General features: G+C 60.9%; 14 protein-coding genes and 1 pseudogene. 13 read left to right on the top strand and 2 right to left on the bottom strand.

The genetic code is table 11. The annotated features are described in order from the left end of the window. Positions 1-199: 199 nt before the first annotated feature. Together CRI94_RS18155 and CRI94_RS10760 are read right to left on the bottom strand one after the other, a co-directional pair. Positions 200-364 carry a lasso RiPP family leader peptide-containing protein gene (locus tag CRI94_RS18155; RefSeq protein ID WP_143815368.1) on the bottom strand — a complete coding sequence of 55 codons (165 nt, stop codon included), beginning with the start codon at positions 362-364 and terminating at the stop codon, positions 200-202. Further along, positions 361-2,301 (bottom strand): asparagine synthase-related protein, encoded by a 1,941-nt coding sequence (locus CRI94_RS10760; protein ID WP_098075715.1) that lies wholly within the window; start codon positions 2,299-2,301, stop codon positions 361-363. Before CRI94_RS10760 ends, CRI94_RS18155 begins: the two co-directional genes overlap by 4 nt. A gap of 659 nt (positions 2,302-2,960) precedes the next feature. On the opposite strand from CRI94_RS10760, the gene atpD reads away from it, so the two are divergent. The 13 genes and pseudogenes from atpD to CRI94_RS10825 all read left to right on the top strand — a co-directional run bounded on the left by atpD (position 2,961) and on the right by CRI94_RS10825 (position 21,476). After that, the gene (atpD, locus tag CRI94_RS10765) at positions 2,961-4,460 is read left to right on the top strand and encodes a F0F1 ATP synthase subunit beta (RefSeq protein ID WP_098075716.1); all 1,500 of its coding nucleotides are present in this window, start codon (positions 2,961-2,963) and stop codon (positions 4,458-4,460) included. 55 nt (positions 4,461-4,515) lie between these two features. Further along, positions 4,516-4,959: an ATP synthase F1 subunit epsilon gene (gene atpC, locus CRI94_RS10770; RefSeq protein WP_098075717.1), complete on the top strand. Its 444-nt coding sequence runs from the start codon at positions 4,516-4,518 to the stop codon at positions 4,957-4,959. A gap of 326 nt (positions 4,960-5,285) precedes the next feature. After that, complete coding sequence (locus tag CRI94_RS10775; protein WP_179862260.1) at positions 5,286-5,993, top strand: carbonic anhydrase; 708 nt, start codon at positions 5,286-5,288, stop codon at positions 5,991-5,993. Between the two features lie 476 nt (positions 5,994-6,469). Continuing rightward, positions 6,470-7,216: a carbonic anhydrase family protein gene (locus CRI94_RS10780; protein ID WP_098075719.1), complete on the top strand. Its 747-nt coding sequence runs from the start codon at positions 6,470-6,472 to the stop codon at positions 7,214-7,216. Positions 7,217-7,390: 174 nt separating this feature from the next. After that, entirely contained in the window at positions 7,391-9,472 is a 2,082-nt protein-coding gene (locus tag CRI94_RS10785) for a peptidylprolyl isomerase (protein WP_098075720.1), read from the top strand. Between the two features lie 120 nt (positions 9,473-9,592). After that, complete coding sequence (locus tag CRI94_RS10790) at positions 9,593-10,771, top strand: alanine racemase (protein ID WP_098075721.1); 1,179 nt, start codon at positions 9,593-9,595, stop codon at positions 10,769-10,771. 266 nt (positions 10,772-11,037) lie between these two features. Beyond that, positions 11,038-11,415 (top strand): hypothetical protein, encoded by a 378-nt coding sequence (locus tag CRI94_RS10795; RefSeq protein WP_098075722.1) that lies wholly within the window; start codon positions 11,038-11,040, stop codon positions 11,413-11,415. A gap of 248 nt (positions 11,416-11,663) precedes the next feature. Continuing rightward, entirely contained in the window at positions 11,664-13,316 is a 1,653-nt protein-coding gene (locus CRI94_RS10800; protein ID WP_245846162.1) for a CCA tRNA nucleotidyltransferase, read from the top strand. A 439-nt stretch (positions 13,317-13,755) separates the two neighbouring features. Continuing rightward, positions 13,756-14,493, top strand: coding sequence for a TetR/AcrR family transcriptional regulator (locus CRI94_RS10805; RefSeq protein WP_245846163.1), 738 nt, complete (start codon positions 13,756-13,758; stop codon positions 14,491-14,493). Between the two features lie 45 nt (positions 14,494-14,538). After that, positions 14,539-16,056, top strand: coding sequence for an efflux transporter outer membrane subunit (locus CRI94_RS10810; RefSeq protein ID WP_098075724.1), 1,518 nt, complete (start codon positions 14,539-14,541; stop codon positions 16,054-16,056). A 57-nt stretch (positions 16,057-16,113) separates the two neighbouring features. Then, positions 16,114-17,346 (top strand): efflux RND transporter periplasmic adaptor subunit, encoded by a 1,233-nt coding sequence (locus CRI94_RS10815; protein ID WP_098075725.1) that lies wholly within the window; start codon positions 16,114-16,116, stop codon positions 17,344-17,346. A gap of 100 nt (positions 17,347-17,446) precedes the next feature. Further along, positions 17,447-17,886, top strand: a pseudogene (locus CRI94_RS18025) (four helix bundle protein). Positions 17,887-18,254: 368 nt separating this feature from the next. Further along, positions 18,255-21,476: an efflux RND transporter permease subunit gene (locus tag CRI94_RS10825; protein ID WP_098075726.1), complete on the top strand. Its 3,222-nt coding sequence runs from the start codon at positions 18,255-18,257 to the stop codon at positions 21,474-21,476.

Consider the following 21,476-nt stretch of genomic DNA (forward strand, 5'->3'; position numbering starts at 1 on the left):
TCAGCCACGCGCATGACCCGTTCCGGGTCTGCGCCAGCAGCCTCTATCGGTATCTCAGTAACCACGCAGCGGGGCCGAAGGGGAGAAGACATACGGTCCGGTCTTCAGGGAAACAGCGACACATGAGAGAACAGGCGTGCGACGCACCTCTTTCGGTCTACGCCCCACGCCTGCCCAAGAATCTCCTGAGGGGTCCCGACTAACTCTGGTTCCCCCAGCAGTTTGCGTTCATACTTGATCCGCGTAGGTCATCTCCATACACCTGACAGTCACTACCGGGATTGGTGCGTCCCGCGGCTGTCAGGTCGGCCACCGTTCCATGCACTTTTAGGCGTGGCGACTCATATTTTTTGGAGTCTTTCATAACGTCGTTGTGTGTCTATGAGAAAAACTTGGCCGGGACTTGTCATCTGAAGCGTGAGCACAGTGTTGCCGCAGCCATCGCTCAAGTACCAGCGTATACCAGAACCGGTGATCGTTTTGCCGACCCTCCCGGAACTCATCGTAATACGCACGCAGACGATGGACATCGATAAAGCCCAGGTCGCGTAGCCTTGGACCCTTTAATAACGCGGCGACATGTTCTTTCTCCGTCATCCTTAGCGCACGGAGAAACAGTGCTTCCGGATATATCTTCTGCGCTCGCACACCGGGCATCATCTCCTCAAAGGCCGCTCGAGCAACAGATTTATTCTCCCCACCACGGCAGATTACCGACGGTGGAACGGCCATAACCCATTCGAACAGCCGTCGGTCGCTCCACGGATCGGCCGACGCAAGTCCCTCACGGACTGCATCAAAGTTATTGCGTGTCCCGCCTCGCATGTGCCCCCCGAGCGTAGCCAGTTCGTACCGCTCGCGGCGAACACCGCTCAGTCCGATCGGAATGTGCGAGGACGAACCAGACGGCGCCGGGTAGTGACGCAGAGCATCGGTCGCCCAGGGCGGACAATCGACTCGCGGTACGGGCGAATCTTCCGGTGAACGCAAGCCGCTCGCTCGAAGCCAACGACCGACTCTGACACGTAGTGGCCCGATGACTTGCTCACGCACGACATCACGCAACGGCCGATTCTCCCGCTCCGCATGCTGGAGAAGCTCGCTCACCAGACGGTACCATTGTCCCGACCCCAACAGGCCGAGATAGTCGAATAGCCGGCCGCCCACCATCAGATCGCCATGATGCCCGCTCATCAGCGTGCAGCACGAGTCACGCGCCGCCAGCTCGTATCCCCTGAGTAGAAGGTGATGAAACCCGGAGACGTACGGCTCCTCCAGGTTGGGCTCCGGGTCGCGACGGACGAGCGGTACGGAATCAACGTCAATGAGCGTCGACGAAAATCCGTACCGGCAAACGATTTCGTCGCTGACGAACCGCTCATCACACACGGGCAGCGTCGGGAAGTCGAACGAATACGTTCGGAGTGGCGCGACCGAAACGCCTTGCTCATCAAGCCAACCGGCCGTCACGGCGATAGCGGTTGAATCTACACCGCCACTCAGCAGCAGGCCGACCGGGTCGGGCGTTTGCAATCGACAGCGAACCGCCTCGGCAAACAGTTCGCGGAAATGCTCGACGTACTCCTCGTCCCGCCGATAGCGAATTCTTTGGCCGGGGTCAATGTCCCAGACCCGGCGCACGGCCGACGATCCCGGCGATGCAATGAGAGCATGCGCCGGAGGCACGGCGTGGATGCCCTCAATGAACGTGTGCGAGGGATGCTCGAAGTCGCCAGCCAGATATGCGGCAATAGCAGGCTCGTGCAGGTCGCTCGACACGCCGGGGACCGCCGTGATCGCCCCAACCTCGGATGCTAGCAGGAGTCGATCGCCGTCCTGCCGGTAGTACAGGCCGCGCATGGCCATCGGGTCGCGGGCCGCAAAGAGCCGGCGTCGGGCTGGATCCCAGACCGCGAAGGCAAAGTCGCCAATCAGGTGCTCGAGGCAAGCCGTGCCCCATCGTCGAAATGCCGCGGCGATCAGGTCCGTGTCCGATGCGTCGGGACGCAGATCATTAGCCAGTATATGCTCCAGATCCTCACGGTTGTCGATTCTCGCATCGGCCACGACGATCAGGCCCCCACGCCGCGACGCATCACCGTGCTTTCTAATCCTGCGCTCTTTCGTCGCGTGATCCGCGTGCGTGACGTGCAGGTCGAATTGCACGAGAGCTGCGTCCGCGTCCATCGAAGCCTGCACGCCATCCGGTCCTCGGTGCGCGAGCGCTGAGACCATTGCCTGTGCCGCGTCCGGCGCCCCGGGGCGACGATCGAAGTGAATGCAGGCACAGAGGCCTCCCATGATAACAGCCAGTCAACGAGATCTGCAGTGAAGTCACACCGCCGCGATGGGTGGCGCGAGCAGGAAACAGTGTACAGCGACCCGTCTCCTCCGGCATCGATCGGCGGCGCAGACGCACCGGAAGAATTGGAGCAGATGGGGCATTTGCCGATGGAAAACAATCGAGAAGGGTGTCTTCATGGAGGAGACGTCCCACGCCCCCGATGACCGAGATGACTCAAATTTCAACAGAACTGGGGCCAGGGGGTGGAAACGCGAGACGGTCGATCGCTATTGACCTTCCATAGTGCGTCCACACTTCCCCAGACCGTCAAGACTTGACGAACCGTGGCTGTGGGCGGCGAAATTCCCGGATTCTTTGCTGCCTCTGGATCGAAATCCCGATGCAGTGATAAGCAATTGCGTACGCTGGGTTTTACGTTCATACTGGTCTGAGTGGGCCCAGTGCACAGGCTCACGCCCCGGCCACCCCTTCGGCGGATCGCTCTCAGACATGGGCACGCACAAATGCATGCCCTGGCTGCGGTACGTGCGGATTCCGCGTCTACCGTCGTTTTCGGCGTACAGCGTTCCTTGCCGCAGGACATTCCCGACTTGATACAGTATTCCCGACGGCCTCCGGTCCCGTCATTGTCCCGAATTAATCGAGCCCACCTCCCATGGAAGTTGGATCAGCACAAATGAAAGGTAAGATCGTCGAGATCGTTGGACCGGTCGTCGACGCCGAGTTCAAAGCGGACGAGGTCCCCGACATTCTCGACGCTCTCGTCGTCGAACGTGACGGCAAGGAAGACCTCATCCTTGAGGTACAACAGCACCTCGGCGAGCACCGTGTTCGCGCCATCGCGATGGACTCTACCGACGGCCTGCAACGCGGCCAGGAAATCCTCGCCTCTGGCCAGCCGATCGCCGTACCGATCGGTGAAGAGATTCGCGGTCGCCTGTTCAACGTGGTCGGCCAGGCCATTGATGGTCTCCCGGCACCGGATGTGGACGAGTACCGCCCGATTCACCAGAAGGCGCCGGAGTTTGAGGATCTTGCTGCCGAGCAGGAAATCCTCGAGACCGGAATTAAGGTGATCGACCTGATCCAGCCCGTTCCGAAAGGCGGTAAGGTCGGCCTCTTCGGTGGTGCCGGTGTGGGTAAAACGGTGCTCATTCAGGAGCTGATCAACAACATTGCGAAGGCGCACGAAGGCCTGTCGGTGTTCTCCGGCGTGGGTGAGCGTACACGTGAAGGGAATGACCTCCTTCGCGAAATGCTCGAATCCGGCGTGATGACCTACGGCGAGGAATTCGCCGAAGCGATGGAGGAAGGCGGATGGGACCTCGACAAGGTCGACATGGAGGCCATCAAGACCTCCAACATTTCGCTCGTGTTCGGCCAGATGAACGAGCCCCCGGGAGCGCGTGCCCGCGTGGGTCTGACTGGCCTCACGATCGCCGAATACTTCCGCGACCTCGGCGGCCGTGACGTGCTGTTCTTCCTCGACAACATCTTCCGCTTCGTCCAGGCCGGCTCCGAGGTATCCGCCCTGATGGGTCGTATGCCGAGTGCTGTGGGATACCAGCCGACGCTCGCCTCCGAAATGGGCGACCTGCAGGAGCGCATTACATCGACCAAGAACGGATCGGTCACGTCCTTCCAGGCCGTGTACGTCCCGGCGGATGACCTTACCGACCCGGCCCCGGCCACGACCTTTGCTCACCTCGACGCTACCACGGTGCTCTCCCGTCAGCTGTCGACGCAGGGTATTTACCCGGCCATCGACCCGCTCGACTCGACGAGCCAGATGCTCAACGAGCGGACGCTCGGGAAAGAGCACTATCGCACCGCCCAGGACGTGAAGGAGATCCTCCAGCGCTACAAAGAGCTGCAGGATATCATCGCGATCCTCGGTATGGACGAGCTCTCGGACGAAGATAAGCAGGCCGTGAACCGCGCCCGCCGCGTCCAGCGCTTCCTCTCGCAGCCGTTCTTCGTCGCTGAGCAGTTCACCGGCCTCGAAGGGAAGTTCGTGAACATCGAAGAGACCGTTCGCGGCTTCCGCATGATCCTCGACGGCGAACTCGACCACCTTCCGGAGCGGGCCTTCCTCCTGAAAGGCACCATCGACGAAGTGATCGAAACCGGCGAAGAAATGCTGGCCGAAGAGTAAGCGGAGTGACCTCTAAAACACTTCGCAATTCGAACTTCGAAATTCGAAATGATCTATGCCTGACGATCTTTACGTAGACATCGTGACGCCCGATGACCGGGTCTTTCGGGGCCAGGCGAGTGGTGTCCGCGCTCCCGGCGTCGAAGGCTCCTTTGAGGTGCTCCGCGACCACGCCCCGATGATCGCGGCATTCGGTGTCGGAACGCTCTCGGTGCAAACGAAGGACGCTCACCGGTTCGCCGATGTGCACGACGACCGCGTGGTCTTTGCGACCAGTGGCGGCTTCCTCGAAGTCATCGACAACAAGGTGACGGTGCTCGCGGAAACGGTTGAGCCTGCATCTGAAATCGACGTCGAGCGCGCGCAATCCGCTGAGGAACGCGCTGCCCGACGCCTGAAAGAAGGTGGTCTGGAAGGCTCCGAGCGCGAAGAAGCCGAGGCCGCCCTGGAGCGCGCCCGCAACCGCGTACGAGTATCCATGGGTCAGGTCGGTAAGTAATTGACCTCGACCACAGCAGCATTCGAAAAACGCCCCGACGGCTCACGCCCCGGGGCGTTTTCTTTTGCCCCTGCCCTACGGGTCGGACAACGGTAGATACCGTTTTCCTGACATACCAATCGAGAAAATGCGCAACCCGTAGCTACCCGATTCCTGCGAACGGAATACGCTGAAACCGGTTAACGGAGCATAGCAGTTCGTTCTACTTTTTTGTATCCGGCATGAACGCCTTTGCTCATCCGTGGACAAGGGCTGGCGGGCGCGGTCGCTGTAGGCATGTCGGTATTCACACGTATAACCTCCCACCTACAGCCACTAGGATCGCGATGAAAACAGACACCGAATGGGGATACGTTGGCGAGGAAGGTCCCACCCACTGGGCCGACCTGTCGAATGAGTTCTGCGCATGCGGAGGAGATCGGCAGTCTCCGATCGATCTACCCGTTCATGCGGCGGCGGAAGAGACCCTCGCCCTCTCCATCGACTACACCAAAGCTGATGGTACACTGAGTTATTCGAGTTACGGCGTCAAGATGCAGCTGAAGGGGGGCACGCTCACGCTGGACGGGACGACGTACGAACTTGTCCAATTCCACTTCCACACGCCCAGCGAGCATCAAATCGGGGGGCGCAGCTTCCCCGGCGAGATGCACCTCGTCCACGTGAGCGAAAGCGGTCATCTAGTTGTTATCGGCATTTTTCTCGAGAATGGGAAGACCAACTCCACCCTTGCTCCCATCTGGTCAACCTTTCCCGAGGTCGAGACGGCCCCGCCCATACCGTTCGATCCCTCGGACCTGCTGCCACCCAGCCGGACGGGCTATGTATACGAAGGCTCGCTGACCACGCCACCCTGCACCGAGGACGTGACGTGGCTGGTGCTAAGTGAGCCGCTATATCTCTCCGACGTTCAGATCGAGAAACTGGCGGCCGTCCACGCGGAGATCAACGTGCACAACAGTCGGCCCGTCCAGCCGGTCAATGATCGACACGTACGGTTCGTGTCGCTACATCCAGCGCCCCGACTTGCGTAATCAGCGGTTTACTTGTTCCTGTGGACGCAAGCGTAGAGGCTATTGCGCGTAGGTCATGGTTATCACATTTGTCACAACAGGTGCCCCTCGATTGCCGGAACCAATCGAGTGAAAGAAAGGTCTGTGTCTATGCTGAACAGACCATCCATCTTGCGATGCACGGGTGGTCGACGCCCCCGTACAATGAAGATGAATACATTCACTCAACTGAATTGTAGTCCTCGTGTCAGGGCAGGATACAGGTTCCTCATTACGAGGATGGGTACGACGTAGCATCTGAACATGTCGCTCCGGGTCTGAGCCAGAATCGCTCCAGGTTTATGTTCGCGCCGTAGAGGCCGAACCTCGATGATTCTGGCTCGGGGCCGGACCCGAGCGGGCCAACCACACCGCGTCAATGGTCCCACGCGTTCGGAATCCCCATACCCGGCACCCTGCCGGAATCACCCATCCCATACGATTGATCAGTCGATACAATGAGGCGAATTCTGTTTCTCTTTTCCCTCCTCCTCGTTATCCAGACCGGCGTCGCCGTTGCTCAGGAAAAACCCGACGTGTCCGATCGGGATCTGACGCAGGCGCTCACGAAGGAAATGCAGGCGGCACTAACCCCGATGGATGTCATCCAGCTACTGAAGGATGGCAACCAGCGGTTTATAAATGACGAAGCCCTTGAGCGCAACTTCCTGGAGCAGGTTGCGCAAACGGCCGAGGGCCAATACCCGATGGCCGCTGTTCTCGGCTGCATCGATAGCCGCGTCCCCCACGAGATCATCTTCGACAAAGGCGTCGGCGACATCTTCTCCGCTCGCGTCGCAGGAAACTTTATCAATACGGACATCCTCGGTAGCCTTGAGTTTGCGGCCGCCGTTGCTGGCTCCAAAGTGATCGTCGTCCTCGGCCACTCCGAGTGCGGAGCCGTCAAAGGGGCCTGTGATCAGGTGGAACTCGGCAACCTGACGAGTACGCTCGCCAACATCGCCCCCGCGATCTACTCCGTCACCGATGTCGAGGGAGAACGCAATTCGTCGAATAAGGCGTTCGTCGATGCGGTCGCTCACGAGAACGTGGACATCACCGTGCAAAACATTGTGGATCGCAGCCCGGTAATCCGTGACCTCGTGGAGAAAGGCGAACTGATCGTTGTCGGCGCTATGCACAACGTCACGTCGGGCGAGGTCACGTTCTTCGAGGACAACATGCTCACGGCAGATACGCTCTAAGAACACAGATCCCCCAATCATCTCGATCTGAACCGATGCCCGAGGCTCCCGCGAGCTCTCGGGCATTGTTTGTTGATTCCGGATCTGAGGCGCAGATCTCCGATCTTGCATGGGACCATCGCGACATCCTATGTTTGAGGTGTCTTCCTTCCCTCTGCCTCTGGACCTTCGTGTATGGCTGTTCTGCTCCGTTCCACAATCTTCAGCTGTCTCCTCCTTACCCTCGTCATCCCACCCAGTACACTCGCCCAGTCGCGACCGTCAGATCATCTTCGGGACGAGTACGACCTGCAGAAGGTCGTGAACGCACAGGTGAAGCGCGATGGAGAGGCCGTCATCTCTTTTCTCGACAGCGACGATCCTGCCATCCAGGCGAGGGCAGCTTTCGCGCTCGCCTCCGTTCAGGACTCGACTGCGATAGCCCCCCTCGTTGACCTTCTCACATCTGACGCCGAAACACAGGTCCGCGCTAACGCCGCGTTCGCACTCGGGCAGATGCCCGGCACGGTGCCCAGTGGACCTCTCCTGAAAGCCGTTGCGAATGATGAACCAGAGGTTAGATCTCTGGCCCTTGAGGCCCTTGGAAAAACGGGCGACCGGGCGGCGCTCCGGCAGGTCGCAGAACTCGATGTTGACGCTGAACAAACGAATGCTCTGGCGCTCTCTATTGCCCGCTTTGGACTTCGGGAGGTGCACGATTCCCTCGCGGTCGACCGACTCATCACCCTCCTCACGGAGTCCGACAGCGCCAGCGTCCGCCGGGACGCCGCGTACTACTTTGGTCGCATACAGACGACGAAGCCATGGCAGCACCGAGCCAACGATGTTCGGCGTGCTATCACCGAAGCGGATCCGTCCGACGCTGCCGCCATGCATTTGCTTCTCGGGATCAGTCGCCTCGGGGAGCCGGAAGACGACGCTCTGATCTTCGACTGGCTGCGCATGGCAACGGACTGGCGGACGCGGGTTAATGCGGCGCGGGCCCTCACACCCCGAACAGAACGGCCGGCCGTCGTGGCAGCGCTCACTCAGAGCCTTAACGACAGCATTCCCCACGTGGCACGAACGGCTGCCACGGTCCTGTCTGACGCGACGATAGCGCCTTCGCAGTCCGATGCTCTCATCGCCTGGGTAAAAGCGCATCCAGACCGATGGCGCGTCGTCGGGCCCCTTCTTCAAAGCATCGCCCGGAGCTCGGATGACCCGGTCGGCCGTCCCTTTGTGCGAGGCATCGTCCGCCGGTATGCCTCTCAGCGGAGCGCCGTCGCCCACGCAGCTGCACTCCCCGCGCTCGGCTTCCTCAAACCGGACCGTATCGATCAGGCACTGGTAGCGGCCGCCTCCCACGAAGACCCTCGCATTGCAGCGGCAGCGCTAACGGCCATCGCCGACCGATGGGAACGACGACATGCTGTTGCCGATCGCCTCAGCCCCGCCCGCGTCTCGCGCTACTTCGACGCGCTGGCCAGCGGCGTCTTTCGCGGGGATGTTGCAACGATCAATGCCGCCGCCCCGGCCCTCACGGACTCTGCTTTCACGACGCAGGGCGCCAGTGGCATTCTCGTTCGCACCCTCGACCAGCTCTCCACCCCCGACGACCTCGAGGGAATCACCGCCATTCTTCGCGCTCTCGGCGACGTTCCGACGAGCGACGCTGTCGCCGCAGCTCTACGCGAACAGACTGGTCACCCGCACCCGGTGATTCGGCAAACAGCCGCATCCGCCCTTGAGAACCACACGGGCGCCCCGGTACCCGTCGACGGCGGAACGGTTGAGACACCTCCTATCGATTGGAAAGCGGCTGAAGAACTCGGACGACACCCGCGCCTCGTTCTGGAAACGAACCGGGGAGTTGTCGTGATCGAAATGGATGTCGAACAGGCCCCACAGACCGTTACGACCCTCGCCCAACTCGCGCAAGCAGGCGAATACGAGGGCGTGCCGTTCCACCGCGTTGTCCCCAATTTCGTCGTCCAGGGTGGTGATGTGGCCCGGGGCGATGGCTGGGGCGGACCGGGCTTTACGATCCGGTCGGAGTTTACACGCATTCCCTATCACCGGGGAACGGCCGGGATCGCAAGCGCGGGCAAAGACACTGAAGGCAGCCAGTACTTCATCACACACAGCATGCAACCACATCTCGACGGACGTTACACAGCCTTCGGGCGGGTCATAGACGGAATGGACGTTGTCGATGCCCTGCTTCCGGACGACCGCGTGATTTCGGCACGCATTCTCCCCGATGACGAGATGTGAACGATCCCAGGCCGTATCCTTAGTAGCCTGGCAACGAACGACCAGATACCGCTCACGGTGGTGTCCCGGTTGCCGATGAACCTTTCTCGCGTCTCGATCCCCTTCGTACGGAGCACCTGAATGCTAATCGACGATCTCACCACGCCCGCCGTTCTCGTAGACGCCCAGCGCCTGGACCGAAATATCTCGCGGATGCAGGCCAAAGCATCAGACAATCATGCCTCGCTCCGTCCGCATATCAAGACACACAAGTCGGTCGACATTGCCCAGCTACAGGTCGACCAGGGCGCACACGGTCTGACGGTGGCGACCATCGACGAAGCGGAAACGTTCGTTCACGCCGGATTTAGCGATATCCGCGTCGCGTATCCAGTTATCGGCAACGACAAGTACGAGCGCCTGCTGAACCTGATGGATGACGCTCGAATCTCGTTCTGCGTCGACACCCCCGCCGGGGTAAAGCAGGCGTCTTCGTTTTTCGCCGATGCCGGACGAGAGGTCGAGGTGCTGATGGAGGTGGATGTAGGCCACGGTCGATGCGGTGTGCCGTTCGGCAAACCCGATGAAGCCATACAGTTGGCCAAACAGATTGTGAACGCACCGGGTCTCCAGTTCGCCGGCCTGCTCACCCACGCAGGGCAGGGCTATCACGGACCGAGAGACGGGGAAACACCCGAGCACGCGCTACGCCGTGCAAGTCTTCAGGAGCGAGACCGCATTCTGGATGTCGCTGCCCTCCTGTTTGACGCCGGCGTGTCCGCCATCGACCGGGACACGTTTGAGGTCAGCATTGGCTCGACGCCCACAATCACCTACTTCGAAAACACGGAGCGCGACGGACTTACGGTCACGGAAATTCGTCCGGGCAACTACGTTTTCCATGACGCCATCCAGGTCGGACTCGGCGCCTGCCCCCTTGACGACTGCGCTCTTACCGTTCTGGGGACGATCGTCAGCAAACGCCGCGACGACTCTGGAACAGAACGTGCGTATATCGATGCGGGCAAAAAGGTTGTCACCACCGACAAGGGGGCACGAACCGATGGCTACGGCATCGCGCTCTACAACGCCACGTACATGCGCGAACACCCGCACGTGGATATCACCGGGTTGAGCGAAGAACACGGCTGGCTCAGTATTCCGGGAGCCGCCACCTTCGGGGTTGGCGACCGGGTGCGCTTCGTGCCAAATCATGCTTGTGTCACCGTTGCGACCCAGCACGAACTCGTCGTTGTGGACGACGACGAAGTCATCGACCGGTGGCCGGTCGCACATAAAACGCCGCAAACGGACGCCTAAACCGTTGCTGTGGATATTCCGCGGCATTCTAAACGAACACTGGCTTGATCCATGGTCGGCGTCTTTTCCCCCGCATGTAGATCAACCAGATCGTCTTAGTGTAAGACAAGCACATCCTCACCGCCGAACGGCTCGAAATCGTAGCAGTAAGCTGGCCCAAGTATCGCAATCTCCGTTGCGAGATCGATGACCATATCATTCGCCAGCCTCTTCCGCGATGCTTCAGTTTCCTATACAGATTCCAATAGGTCGCCGCATCCATATCTATGATATCGCTTCGCCACTCGAAAACGTCTCCCGAGATTGTCGTGGAAGCCGAGGGAAGCGTATCCGGCGCCGATGTACGACGTGAACTGGCCCCGATGCGCGACCTCCTGGAAGACATCGAGCCCGGCTTCGTTTTGATGACGGTTTATCCCAACCTCGTCATGTTGCAACCCGACGCGATCGGCGCGCTGTTCTACTATGTCGCCCGCGTCTTCGATGCGAATCCTGGGCTCTTCATCCTCGTCGATGGCGGACGGTCGCCCCATCCAGGCCTCCGCTCATTCGTCCAACAGTTGGGCATCAAGGGCCAGGTCGAGTTCGCTGCGACGGTCGAGGAGGCCGAATTGATCATCGAGCGGCGTGCAAACGAAGCCTGACTCCGCCAACGGGTATCGCGCCGCATCTGCACTGACATCCCGGCATCTGCTTACCTCAACCGGGCCCTTCATCCCGCCTCAGTGAACAGGATTCCCGTGTCTAAATCGGGACGAAGAACGGCCGATCTCGGTCTCGTCCGCACCAGAAAGGCGAACTGGGGACGCGCTGGCCTCGTTACGAATGGTCGGGGAAGCGGAATTCTTGTGCTTCCTTATCGCCGTTTGTCCGATTGCCGCATCTGTTGCCCGTGCCATCCCTCACCGCCGACTCCATTGCTCAGGCCCTCGACCAACGTTCGTACGCGCCCATCTTGCGGCGCATCGGCAAGGTCGCCCAGAGCGTGTCCATCGAAGCCTACGCCGTCGGCGGACTCGTGCGGGACGTGCTGCTCGATCGACCCACCACGGACCTCGATTTTGTCACTGTCGGCCCCGACACCGGCATCGAACTCGCCCGAGCGGTCGCCGAAGATCTCGGCGGCTACACCGCGCACGTCTACCCCAACTTCGGCACCGCCGCGATCCGTATTCCCGCCGAGCAATGGGCGGATGACGAAACCGACGAGCCACTGGTTCTTGAGTTCGTCGCGGCGCGAAAGGAAAGCTATCGATCCGACTCGCGGAAGCCGATCGTCGAGGACGGCACCCTCGAAGACGACCAGTACCGCCGCGACTTCACGATCAACGCGATGGCGGTCCACCTCACCCCCGATCGTTTTGGCGAAATCATCGATCCCTTCGATGGCCGAACGGACCTGCAGCGGGAAACGATCGACACGCCGCTCGACCCGGAGGAGACGTTCGAGGACGACCCGCTCCGCATGATCCGCGCCGCCCGGTTCGCGACGCAGCTGGAATTCCGAGTATCCGATCGCGTGTTCGAAGCGCTGAATACCAAAGCGCACCGCGTCGATATTCTGAGTCAGGAGCGCATCACGACCGAACTGCAGAAGATCATTGCCGCCGACACCCCGTCGATTGGTTTCAAGATCCTGGAGGCAACGGGCATCCTGAAGCACATCTTCCCCGAGCTTCAGAATTTGAAGGGCGTCGACGAAGTGAATGGACAGCGCCACAAAGACAACTTTTACCATACGCTGAAGGTGTTGGACAACGTCGCCGAGCGCACCGCCGACCGCGACGGCGAAGACACGATCTGGCTCCGCTGGGTGGCGATCCTGCACGACATCGCTAAGCCCGAGACCAAGCGCTTCGACCCGCAAAACGGCTGGACCTTTCACGGCCACGAGGAGCGGAGCGCCCGAAAGGTACCGAACATTTTTCGGAAGTTGCGGCTGCCGACCGACGAACGCATGCGCTATGTCGAGAAGCTGGTCCGCCTCCACCACCGCCCGATCGCCCTGGTCGACGACGACGTCACCGACTCAGCCGTGCGCCGGCTGCTTTTCGAGGCCGGAGATGATGTCGACGACCTCATGACGTTCGTCCGTAGCGACGTCACGAGCGGGAATCCGCGACGCCGTCGACGCTACCTCCAGGCGTTCGACGAGGTCGAGGAGAAAATGCAGGAGGTCGAAGAAAAGGACCGTCTGCGCAACTTCGAACCGCCGGTCGACGGCTACGAAATCATGGAAACGCTCGGCATTGACGAAGGCGTCGCTGTGGGGATTGCTAAGGAATGGATTCGCGAGGCCATTCTCGATGGAGAAATCCCGAACGACCACGATCCGGCGTTTCAGTACCTGATGGATATCAAGGATGAGGCACTCCGGCGGGGCGAACTCTTCGAGGCCATGCTCAAACGGATGAGCGGTCCCGAACGCCGCGCAACCGGCGCCGTCAAGGAGGCGGTGTTCAACGACGAGCTTCCAGAAGACGATAAGGCAGCCATTTCGTATCTCGATACGATTATCGAACAGGAGCTTGGCGGCGAGGAGTAGCCGAGCAGCACGACGAGCACGCGATTTAGATACCCAGTTGGGGTCAGGAGACCGGTCACGCCCGGTACCCTGACCCCAATTTTTGTTTCTTCGCCATCCTCCAGATTTCGGTCGTCAGAGAAACGACCGTCGCACGGCCGTGCGACGGTTTGTGATCGTGGTATGCCGACACGCTGTGAGATCCGCCGCGCGTGAGAAAGTCAGATTCACGATGTAGCAAGGCCAGGCCCGTGGGAGGCGGACCGCCGGAACGTCAGGGCAACAGGAGCCCTCAGCCCAAATCGACCAACCGATTCTGATTCTGCACGCATATTTGCAACGAACCCGGCACAGAATCGCCATATTACCAGTTCTTAACAATACGGTTTAACCATATGGTTGAAGTCGTTCACCCCAATTCATTATGTGTATAGCAGATCCCACTGAACCGGCATCGCCTATGACCGACTCGTCCGACACACCGTCCCACGATTCCCCGGCCTCTTCGTCCGGCGACGACGCAACGCAGCAGAGTCCGCTCGAAGTGAGCGAATACTCCGACACGGAACAGAAAATCTTCGATGCAGCGCTCGAGGAGTTCGCACGTAAGGGCAAAGACGGCGCTCGCATGCAGTCCATTGCCGACGCCGCAGACATCAACAAGGCGATGCTGCACTACTACTTCCGCGGGAAAGACCAGCTCTACGCGGATGTTTTTCGGCATACGATGCATCGCTTCATGGCGTCGTTCGGCGCCTCTCTTATCGACGCGCCGACGTTCGCGGAGACGCTCCGAGCCTTCATTGAGGGCTACGTTTCCTTCGTTCGCGACAATCAGCTGTGCGTCCGCCTGATTGTAAACGAGAACCTGGCCGGCGGAACGCTGGTCGCGGAGAACGTGCAGCGAATGAAGACGACCGAAGGCACGCCACCGCAGGTCATGGTGCAACGCATCCGAACAGCCGTTGACGAGGGGGAAATTCGGCCGGTTGACCCCGAACACACCATCCTGTCTATCGTCTCGACCTGCATTTTCTTCTTCGCCATGCGCCCGACCGTCGAGGCATTACATGATGATGCGTCCGACTGGGAGTCGTTCGTGACGAGCCGAGTCGACCATATTTACAAGCTGATCTACTACGGCCTCGCCCCACGAACCGACAAAACGGCAACCGACAACTCGGCCGACGCCGACTGAGCCGACCTGACGCTATCTCCGCTCCACCCACTGCTCTTTTCCGGCATGCACGCATCTCGCCGCATCTTCGCCGACGGCCTCCTTCCCCTTGCTGTGGCAGCCCTCTTCCTCACGGGCTGCTCCATGACGCCCTCGATGCCCACGCCCGAGGCAGAATCGGAGCTCCCGGAGACGTACACCACGGACGAGACGTCTGAGCTCCTCCCGGCTGCTACGGCGGACACGAATCGCGCCGTGCCGACGGAATGGTGGACGAGCCTCAACGACCCGACGCTCGACGCGCTGGTCGACTCCGCCCTCGTCGGCAACCTTGACCTCCGAACCGCCCGTGCTCGCCTGGACGAGTTGCAGGCCCGCTTCCGCATCGCTCGCGCCCCGCTCTTTCCGAGTGCAACCGCAAATGCAACGGCGAACCGTCAGTCGCAGCCGCTTAACACGGGCCTTGGTGCCATCTTCGGCGGTGGGCAGCAAGGCGGAGGCCAGGAGGTCCAGCGCGTGAGCTACACGACGTACAGCGCAACCCTCGGGCTGAGCTACGAACTCGACTTCTGGGGACGTATCCGAAGCCAGCGGAAAGCCGCCCTGAGCCAGTTCTTCGCGAGCGCCGCGGACCTTCAGAACACGCGCATCGCTGTGGTAAGCCAGACAATTTCGGCGTACACGCAGTACGTCACGCTCCAACGTCAGGAAGAACTCTCAGCCAATGCCATCGCCCTGCTCGAAGATCGATTGGCCACGACGCAGGATCGCTACAACCGCGGCATTGCCTCCTCCTTCGAGCTGTACTCTGTTCACCAGCGCCTCGAACAGGCCCGCGCCGACCAGCCACCGCTTCGCGCTCAACGCTACGACGCACAGACGCGCCTTGCCGTACTCACCGGACGACTCGCCGGCGAAGAGCAAGAGCTACTTTCCCCGCCATCTCGCGACTCCCTGCAGCTTGACGCCGTCCCGGCCGGTCTCCCATCAGACCTGATCGCGCGGCGACCGGACGTGATGGCGGCATCGGCTCGCCTCGAGGCCGCCCGACAGCAAATCGGCGTCGCACGGGCGGAAATGCTCCCACGCCTCTCGCTCACTGCGGAAGGGGGCCTGCAGAGCGCCAGCCTCGACGACCTCCTCGACATCGACCAACGGTTCAGTTCGCTCATCGCCAACCTGTCAGCTCCACTCTTTCAGGGCGGAGCGCTCTGGGCCCGCGTCGACGTCACAAAGGCCCAGTACCGACAGCAACTCGCTGCATACGAAAAGACGCTGTTAACTGCTTTCCAGGAGGTGAAGTCCGCACTCGTAGCCGACCATCAGCAGCAGATCGCATACGAGCGCGTGCAACAACAGCTGGACGCGGCTCGCGCATCGTTCGAAACGCAGCGAAGCCGCTACGAGCGCGGCATCGGCGACTATCTCGCCCTGCTCGATGCCGAGCAAAACCTTCTGACCGTCCAGCAGCGAGCCGCCGCAGCCCGGCAGCAACGCATCGCTGCCCGCCTCACGCTCTATCGTGCCCTCGGCGGCCCATGGACCGAGACCGATCCCCCCGAGGATCCCCGTTTCTTCCAGTAACGCCCTGGCCTTCGTTCTCTCCTCTGATTCTTGCCTTTCCGCAACACCCGCGTTCCTATGAAAACCTATCTAGTCGGCGCCGGCATCATCGGTAGCGGGATTCTTCTGGCCGTCCTGCTCGGCGTCTTCGCGCCCGCCCCGAAGAAGTCTGCTCCGCCGCCAACGGCTCCGCTCGTCAACACCGCCTCCGTGGACGTTCGAACCGGTAGCTTGTACGTCCACGGCACCGGCACCGTCCGACCGACCGAGGAGATCACGCTCACAGCCGAAGTGGCGGGACGCATCGTCTCCACGAGCAAGGCGCTCGTTAGCGGGGGCCGCTTCGACGCGGGCGATGTGCTGGCGCAGATCGATCCGTCCGACTACAGAAATGCCGTTCGGCAGGCGGAGGCACAGGTCACACAGGCCGAGTTTGCCGTGCTCCAGGCGGAAGAGGAAGTCGCCGTCGCGCGGGAGGAATACGGGCGCATCAAGGAGCGGACGGGCCGCGCCCCGGAGCCGGATAGCACGAACCTCGGGCGTCTGATCTTCCGGGAGCCGCAGCTCCGCCGCGCGGAGGCAAACCTCGAGAGCGCTCGCGCCACACTCGACGACGCGCGAACCCGGCTCAGCCGCACGCGCATCACCGTACCCTTCGACGGCATCGTGCGCTCCCGGCAGGCCACGCGCGGATCGTACGTCGGCCCCGGCACCCCCATCGCCACGGTGTACGCAACCGACGCCGTCGAAATCGTCGTCTCACTCCCGTCGAGCAAAGCTCAGCTAATTGACGAGCTGTGGTCCGCGAATCAGCAGCTTTCCCCGTCCAAGCTGCCCGCAACGGTCTCCTCCGACTTCGGTGGGCAGAGCTTCACCTGGGACGGCTACGTCGACCGGGTCGAAGGTGCCGTCGACGCACAGACCCGCACCATCGATGTCGTCGTGCGGGTGCAGAATCCGTATGACCCGATGCCGACCGTCGCCTCCCAGCGAAGCGAAGGCCCGGGGACGAAGGGACGGCCGCCCCTATCCATCGGCAAATTTGTGAGCGTCGACATCCAGGCCCAGCGCGACGCGAACTACGTCGTGATCCCGCGCAATGCACTCCGCTCCCGTGAGGCCGATGCGTCACCTGTCGTCTGGACCGTCGTCGGCGACACCATGCTCGTCGAACGCGGCGTCCGACCGATCCAGACCGTCGAGAGCACCACCTACCTCGCCGCCGACCCGGCCCTCTCCCCCGGCACCTCCGTCATCACCACCGACCTACGCGTCTACGCGGATAGTATGCGGGTGAGGGTTCAGCAGTGACGTTTGAACGTTAAGACGTTGGAACGTGTGAACGTTTAGGCGTGGTGGCTGGAGCTAATCCGAGGACTTCGTGCATCCATTGAACATCTGACTTTGAGAAATGGCTACAGTGCATCGTTTTGAGGAACTCGAAGTCTGGAGAACGGCCCGATCACTCACAACGACGGTGTACCGGCTAACCCAAACACGGTCGTTTTCTAAGGACTTCGGGCTGAAGGATCAGATTGAGAGAGCCGCTGTCTCGGTGATGAGCAACATTGCCGAAGGATTCGACGCCGGACGCAGTCCACGTTTATCCAGTTTCTCGGATATGCAAGGCGATCTGCAGCGGAGGTGAAGTCGCAACTATACGTTGCCCTGGATCTCGAGTATATCTCTCAAGACGAGTTTGAAGTCGCATTCGATCTGGCGGACAAATGCTCGAGACAGCTTTTCCGATTTATCCAATACCTGGAGTCCCGCCCGAACGAGTCCCGTGTCCGCGAAGATGGTGTCCTGTACGAGATCGACGACGTTCACTTGGCTGACAAAAAGACCTGAATCAATGGCTACGAGGGTTCCAATTGAAACCCGACGCTCTCAAACATGAGCCGTAAACGCTTCAGAACCTGTTTGGCGTACAGCCTCTGGCCACCCACGGGTACGAACCTCCCGACGATCGGTCCTTGCGACGCTAATAGCACGGAGGCTTCGTGGACCTCGCTCATCGAGTCTCGTGCGACCGTACTAGAGGATCACTTCGTTCCTTCCAGAGACACGGCTTTCGGTCTTTCCTTCGCTCATATCAGCTCACGAACCATCCGCCAAGCAGGTTTTCAACGCCCTAACGCTTCAACGCCCTAACGCCTCAACGCGGCCTTACCTGAACGCCCGAACGAGTTACACCTTAACGAGTCTGCCGTCCCCCCATGAACCGAGCAATTGAATGGTTTGCGCGTAACGGCGTGGCCGCCAACCTGTTGATGCTATTCCTCCTGATCGGGGGTGGCGTCGCGGCGGTGACGACCGTCCAGGAAACGTTTCCCGAGTTTAGCCTGGATGCGGTACAGATTCGCGTGACGTATCCCGGCGGCTCGCCGCAAGAGGTCGAGGAGTCGATCGTGCGCCGCATCGAGGATCGCATCGAGAGCGTCGAGGGCATCGATCGGGTTCTGGGCACGGCATCGGAGAACGCGGGCATTGTGACAGCGGAGCTCAAGCTGGGCACCGATGTCACGAAGGCGAGGAACGACATCAAGCAGGAGGTCGACCGCATCAGCTCGTTCCCGCCTGAAGCCGAGGAGCCGATCGTAACGCAACTCGAGAACCGCCAGCAGGCGCTGCAGATTGCGTTGTACGGAGATGGCGAGGCGCGCGTCTTGAAGGAGATGGCCGAACAGCTGAAGGACGACCTGATCCAGTATCCGGAGATCTCGTTCATTCAGGTCATTGGCGTTCGGGACTACGAGGTCTCGATCGAGGTCCCGCGCGATGCGCTCCGGGAGTACGGCCTTACGCTCGGACAGGTATCGGCGCTCGTTCGACAGGGCAGCCTCGACCTTCCCGGCGGAAGCATCGAGACGAGCGAGGAAGAGATCACCATCCGGACGAAAGGGCAAAACTACACGAAGCAGGACTTCGAGGACATTATCATCGTCAGCCAGAACGACGGCTCGCAGGTTCGGCTCGGCGACATTGCCTCGGTGGAGGACGGCTTCGACCAGAACTCGGACCTGATTACCCGCTTCAATTCCGAGAATACGGCGATCCTGAACATCTTCCGCACGGGAGACGAGCAGGTGCTCGCTATCGAGGACCTCATCAAGAAGCATCTCGACGAGGAAGTCCGCCCGGCACTTCCGGCGAACTTCGGCGTCGCAATCTGGCAGAACCAGGCGGAAAACCTCCGGAGCCGACTCAACCTGCTGATCAAGAACGGTCTGCTGGGTCTCTTCCTCGTTATTATTGCGCTGTCTCTGTTCCTCGCTCCGCGCCTGGCGTTCTGGACGTCGGTCGGTATCTTCCTGTCGTTCATCGGCACGTTCATGGTGATGCAGTACCTGGACGTGTCGATCAACCTGCTGTCTCTCTTCGGCTTCATCCTCTCCATCGGAATCGTTGTGGATGACGCTATCGTCGTGGGGGAGAACGTCTTCTCCGAGCAAGAGAGCGGGCAAAACCCATTGCAGGCGGCGATCAAGGGCACAAAGCGGGTCGGGGTCCCCGTGATTTTTGCGGTGTTGACGACGGTTGCTGCGTTCATGCCGCTTCTCTTTGTGTCCGGCACGATCGGCAAGTTTCTTGGTGACATCCCAACGATCGTCATTATCGTGCTGCTGCTGTCGCTCGTGGAGGTGCTGCTGATCCTGCCGAACCACCTCTCGCACGTGAAGAAAAACGACAAGCCGTCGAACCCGGTCGCGCGGTACATGGACCGGGCCCGCCTGTGGGTGGCCGCCCGCCTGAAGCTGTTCATTCGCGGTCCGCTAACGAAAGGGCTCGCGTTCGCAACCCGGCGATACGGACTGACGCTTTCCATCGCGATCGCCATTCTCATCGTTTCCTTCAGTTTCGTCGCGAATGGCTACATCAAGTTCAACTTTTTCCCGCAGGTGCAGGGCAAGCTCGTCACCGCCCAGCTGGAGATGCCCGCGGGTGTGACGGCGGAGGAAACCGCGAGAGTCACACGCGAACTCGAAGAATCGGGGCGATCCGTGCTCCGCGAACTGGAGGAAGAATCCGGACAGCGCCTGGGCGACAATGTCTACGTCACGGTTGGCCAGCAGCCCCGCGCGAACAGCGGACCCAACAGCGCAGGCTTCAACGCGACGAAAGCCAATATCGCCGAGGTCAGCTTCGAGCTCATCGACCCGGAGGAGCGCGATGTGACGTCGACGCAGTTTGAGGACCAGTGGCGTGAACGAACCGGAACGCTCGCGGGCGTCCGGTCGCTCGCCTTCACCGCCAACGTCGTTCAGGTCGGCGAGCCGGTATCCGTGCAGCTCTCTGCGTCCACGTCTGACGAGTTGGATCGGGCCGTCGCCGCTGTTCGAGATTCCCTCCAACGCTACGAAGGCGTTTTCGACATTCAGTCGGACCAGGAGCAGGGAAAACAAGAGGTGGAGCTTCGCCTCAAACCCGCGGCTCGAACGCTTGGATTGACGCTCAGTGACTTAGCCCAGCAGGTGCGCGCGGCGTACTTTGGCGTCGAGTCGTACCGTCTGCAGCGCGGCCGCGACGAAGTTCGCGTCTACGTTCGGCTGCCGGACGAGGAACGCAACGCCCTCAGCGACCTCGACGAATTCCGGATCCGTGCACCAAACGGGGCCGAGGTCCCGCTGGAAGAAGTCGCGACCGCCTCGCTCGGATTTGGCCCCTCGCAGATCAACCGTCAAGATGGGCGGCGCGTGATTACCGTCACGGCTGATGTCAACCCGTCTGTGACGACCGGACAGGAGGTGACGAGCAGTCTCACGGCCAGCGTGCTGCCGAATCTGCAGGAGTTGCTGCCGGGGATGACGTACCAGTTCGGCGGTCAGCAACGCGAGCAGCGGAAGGCGCAGAGCTCCCTTGCGATCGGATTTCTCCTCGCGCTGTTCTTCATCTATGCACTCCTTGCGATCCCCTTCCGCTCGTACGCGCAACCGCTCATCATCATGAGCACCATCCCGTTTGCCTGGATCGGCGCCATCATTGGTCACCTGGTCCTCGGACTGTCGCTCGGCCTCCTTAGCGTCTTCGGCATCGTCGGACTTTCAGGCGTTATTGTGAACGACGCGCTCGTGATGCTCGACTTCGCCAACGAGGAGCGTGCAAATGGGCATGACTGGGAAGAGGCACTCATTCGCGCCGGGCAGGCTCGCTTCCGCCCGATCCTCCTCACGTCGGTGACGACCTTCCTCGGCGTCTTCCCCATCATCATCGAGCAGAGCGTCCAGGCGCAGTTTCTCATCCCGATGGCCGTCAGCCTCGGCCTCGGCATCCTGTTCGGCACGTTCGTGCTAATGTTTATCGTCCCGGCCCTCGCCATGCTGCAGGAAACGATCGCCGCCTTCGTCAGCGAACGGATGCTTGGACGCGAGCGGTCGCTCGACTCGTTCGGTCCGTACGCCGCGCAGAGCGGTTCGTCGCCGGAGCCGTCGGCAGCATAG

The sequence above is a fragment of the Longibacter salinarum genome (assembly GCF_002554795.1).
Taxonomy (GTDB): Bacteria; Bacteroidota; Rhodothermia; order Rhodothermales; family Salinibacteraceae; genus Longibacter; species Longibacter salinarum.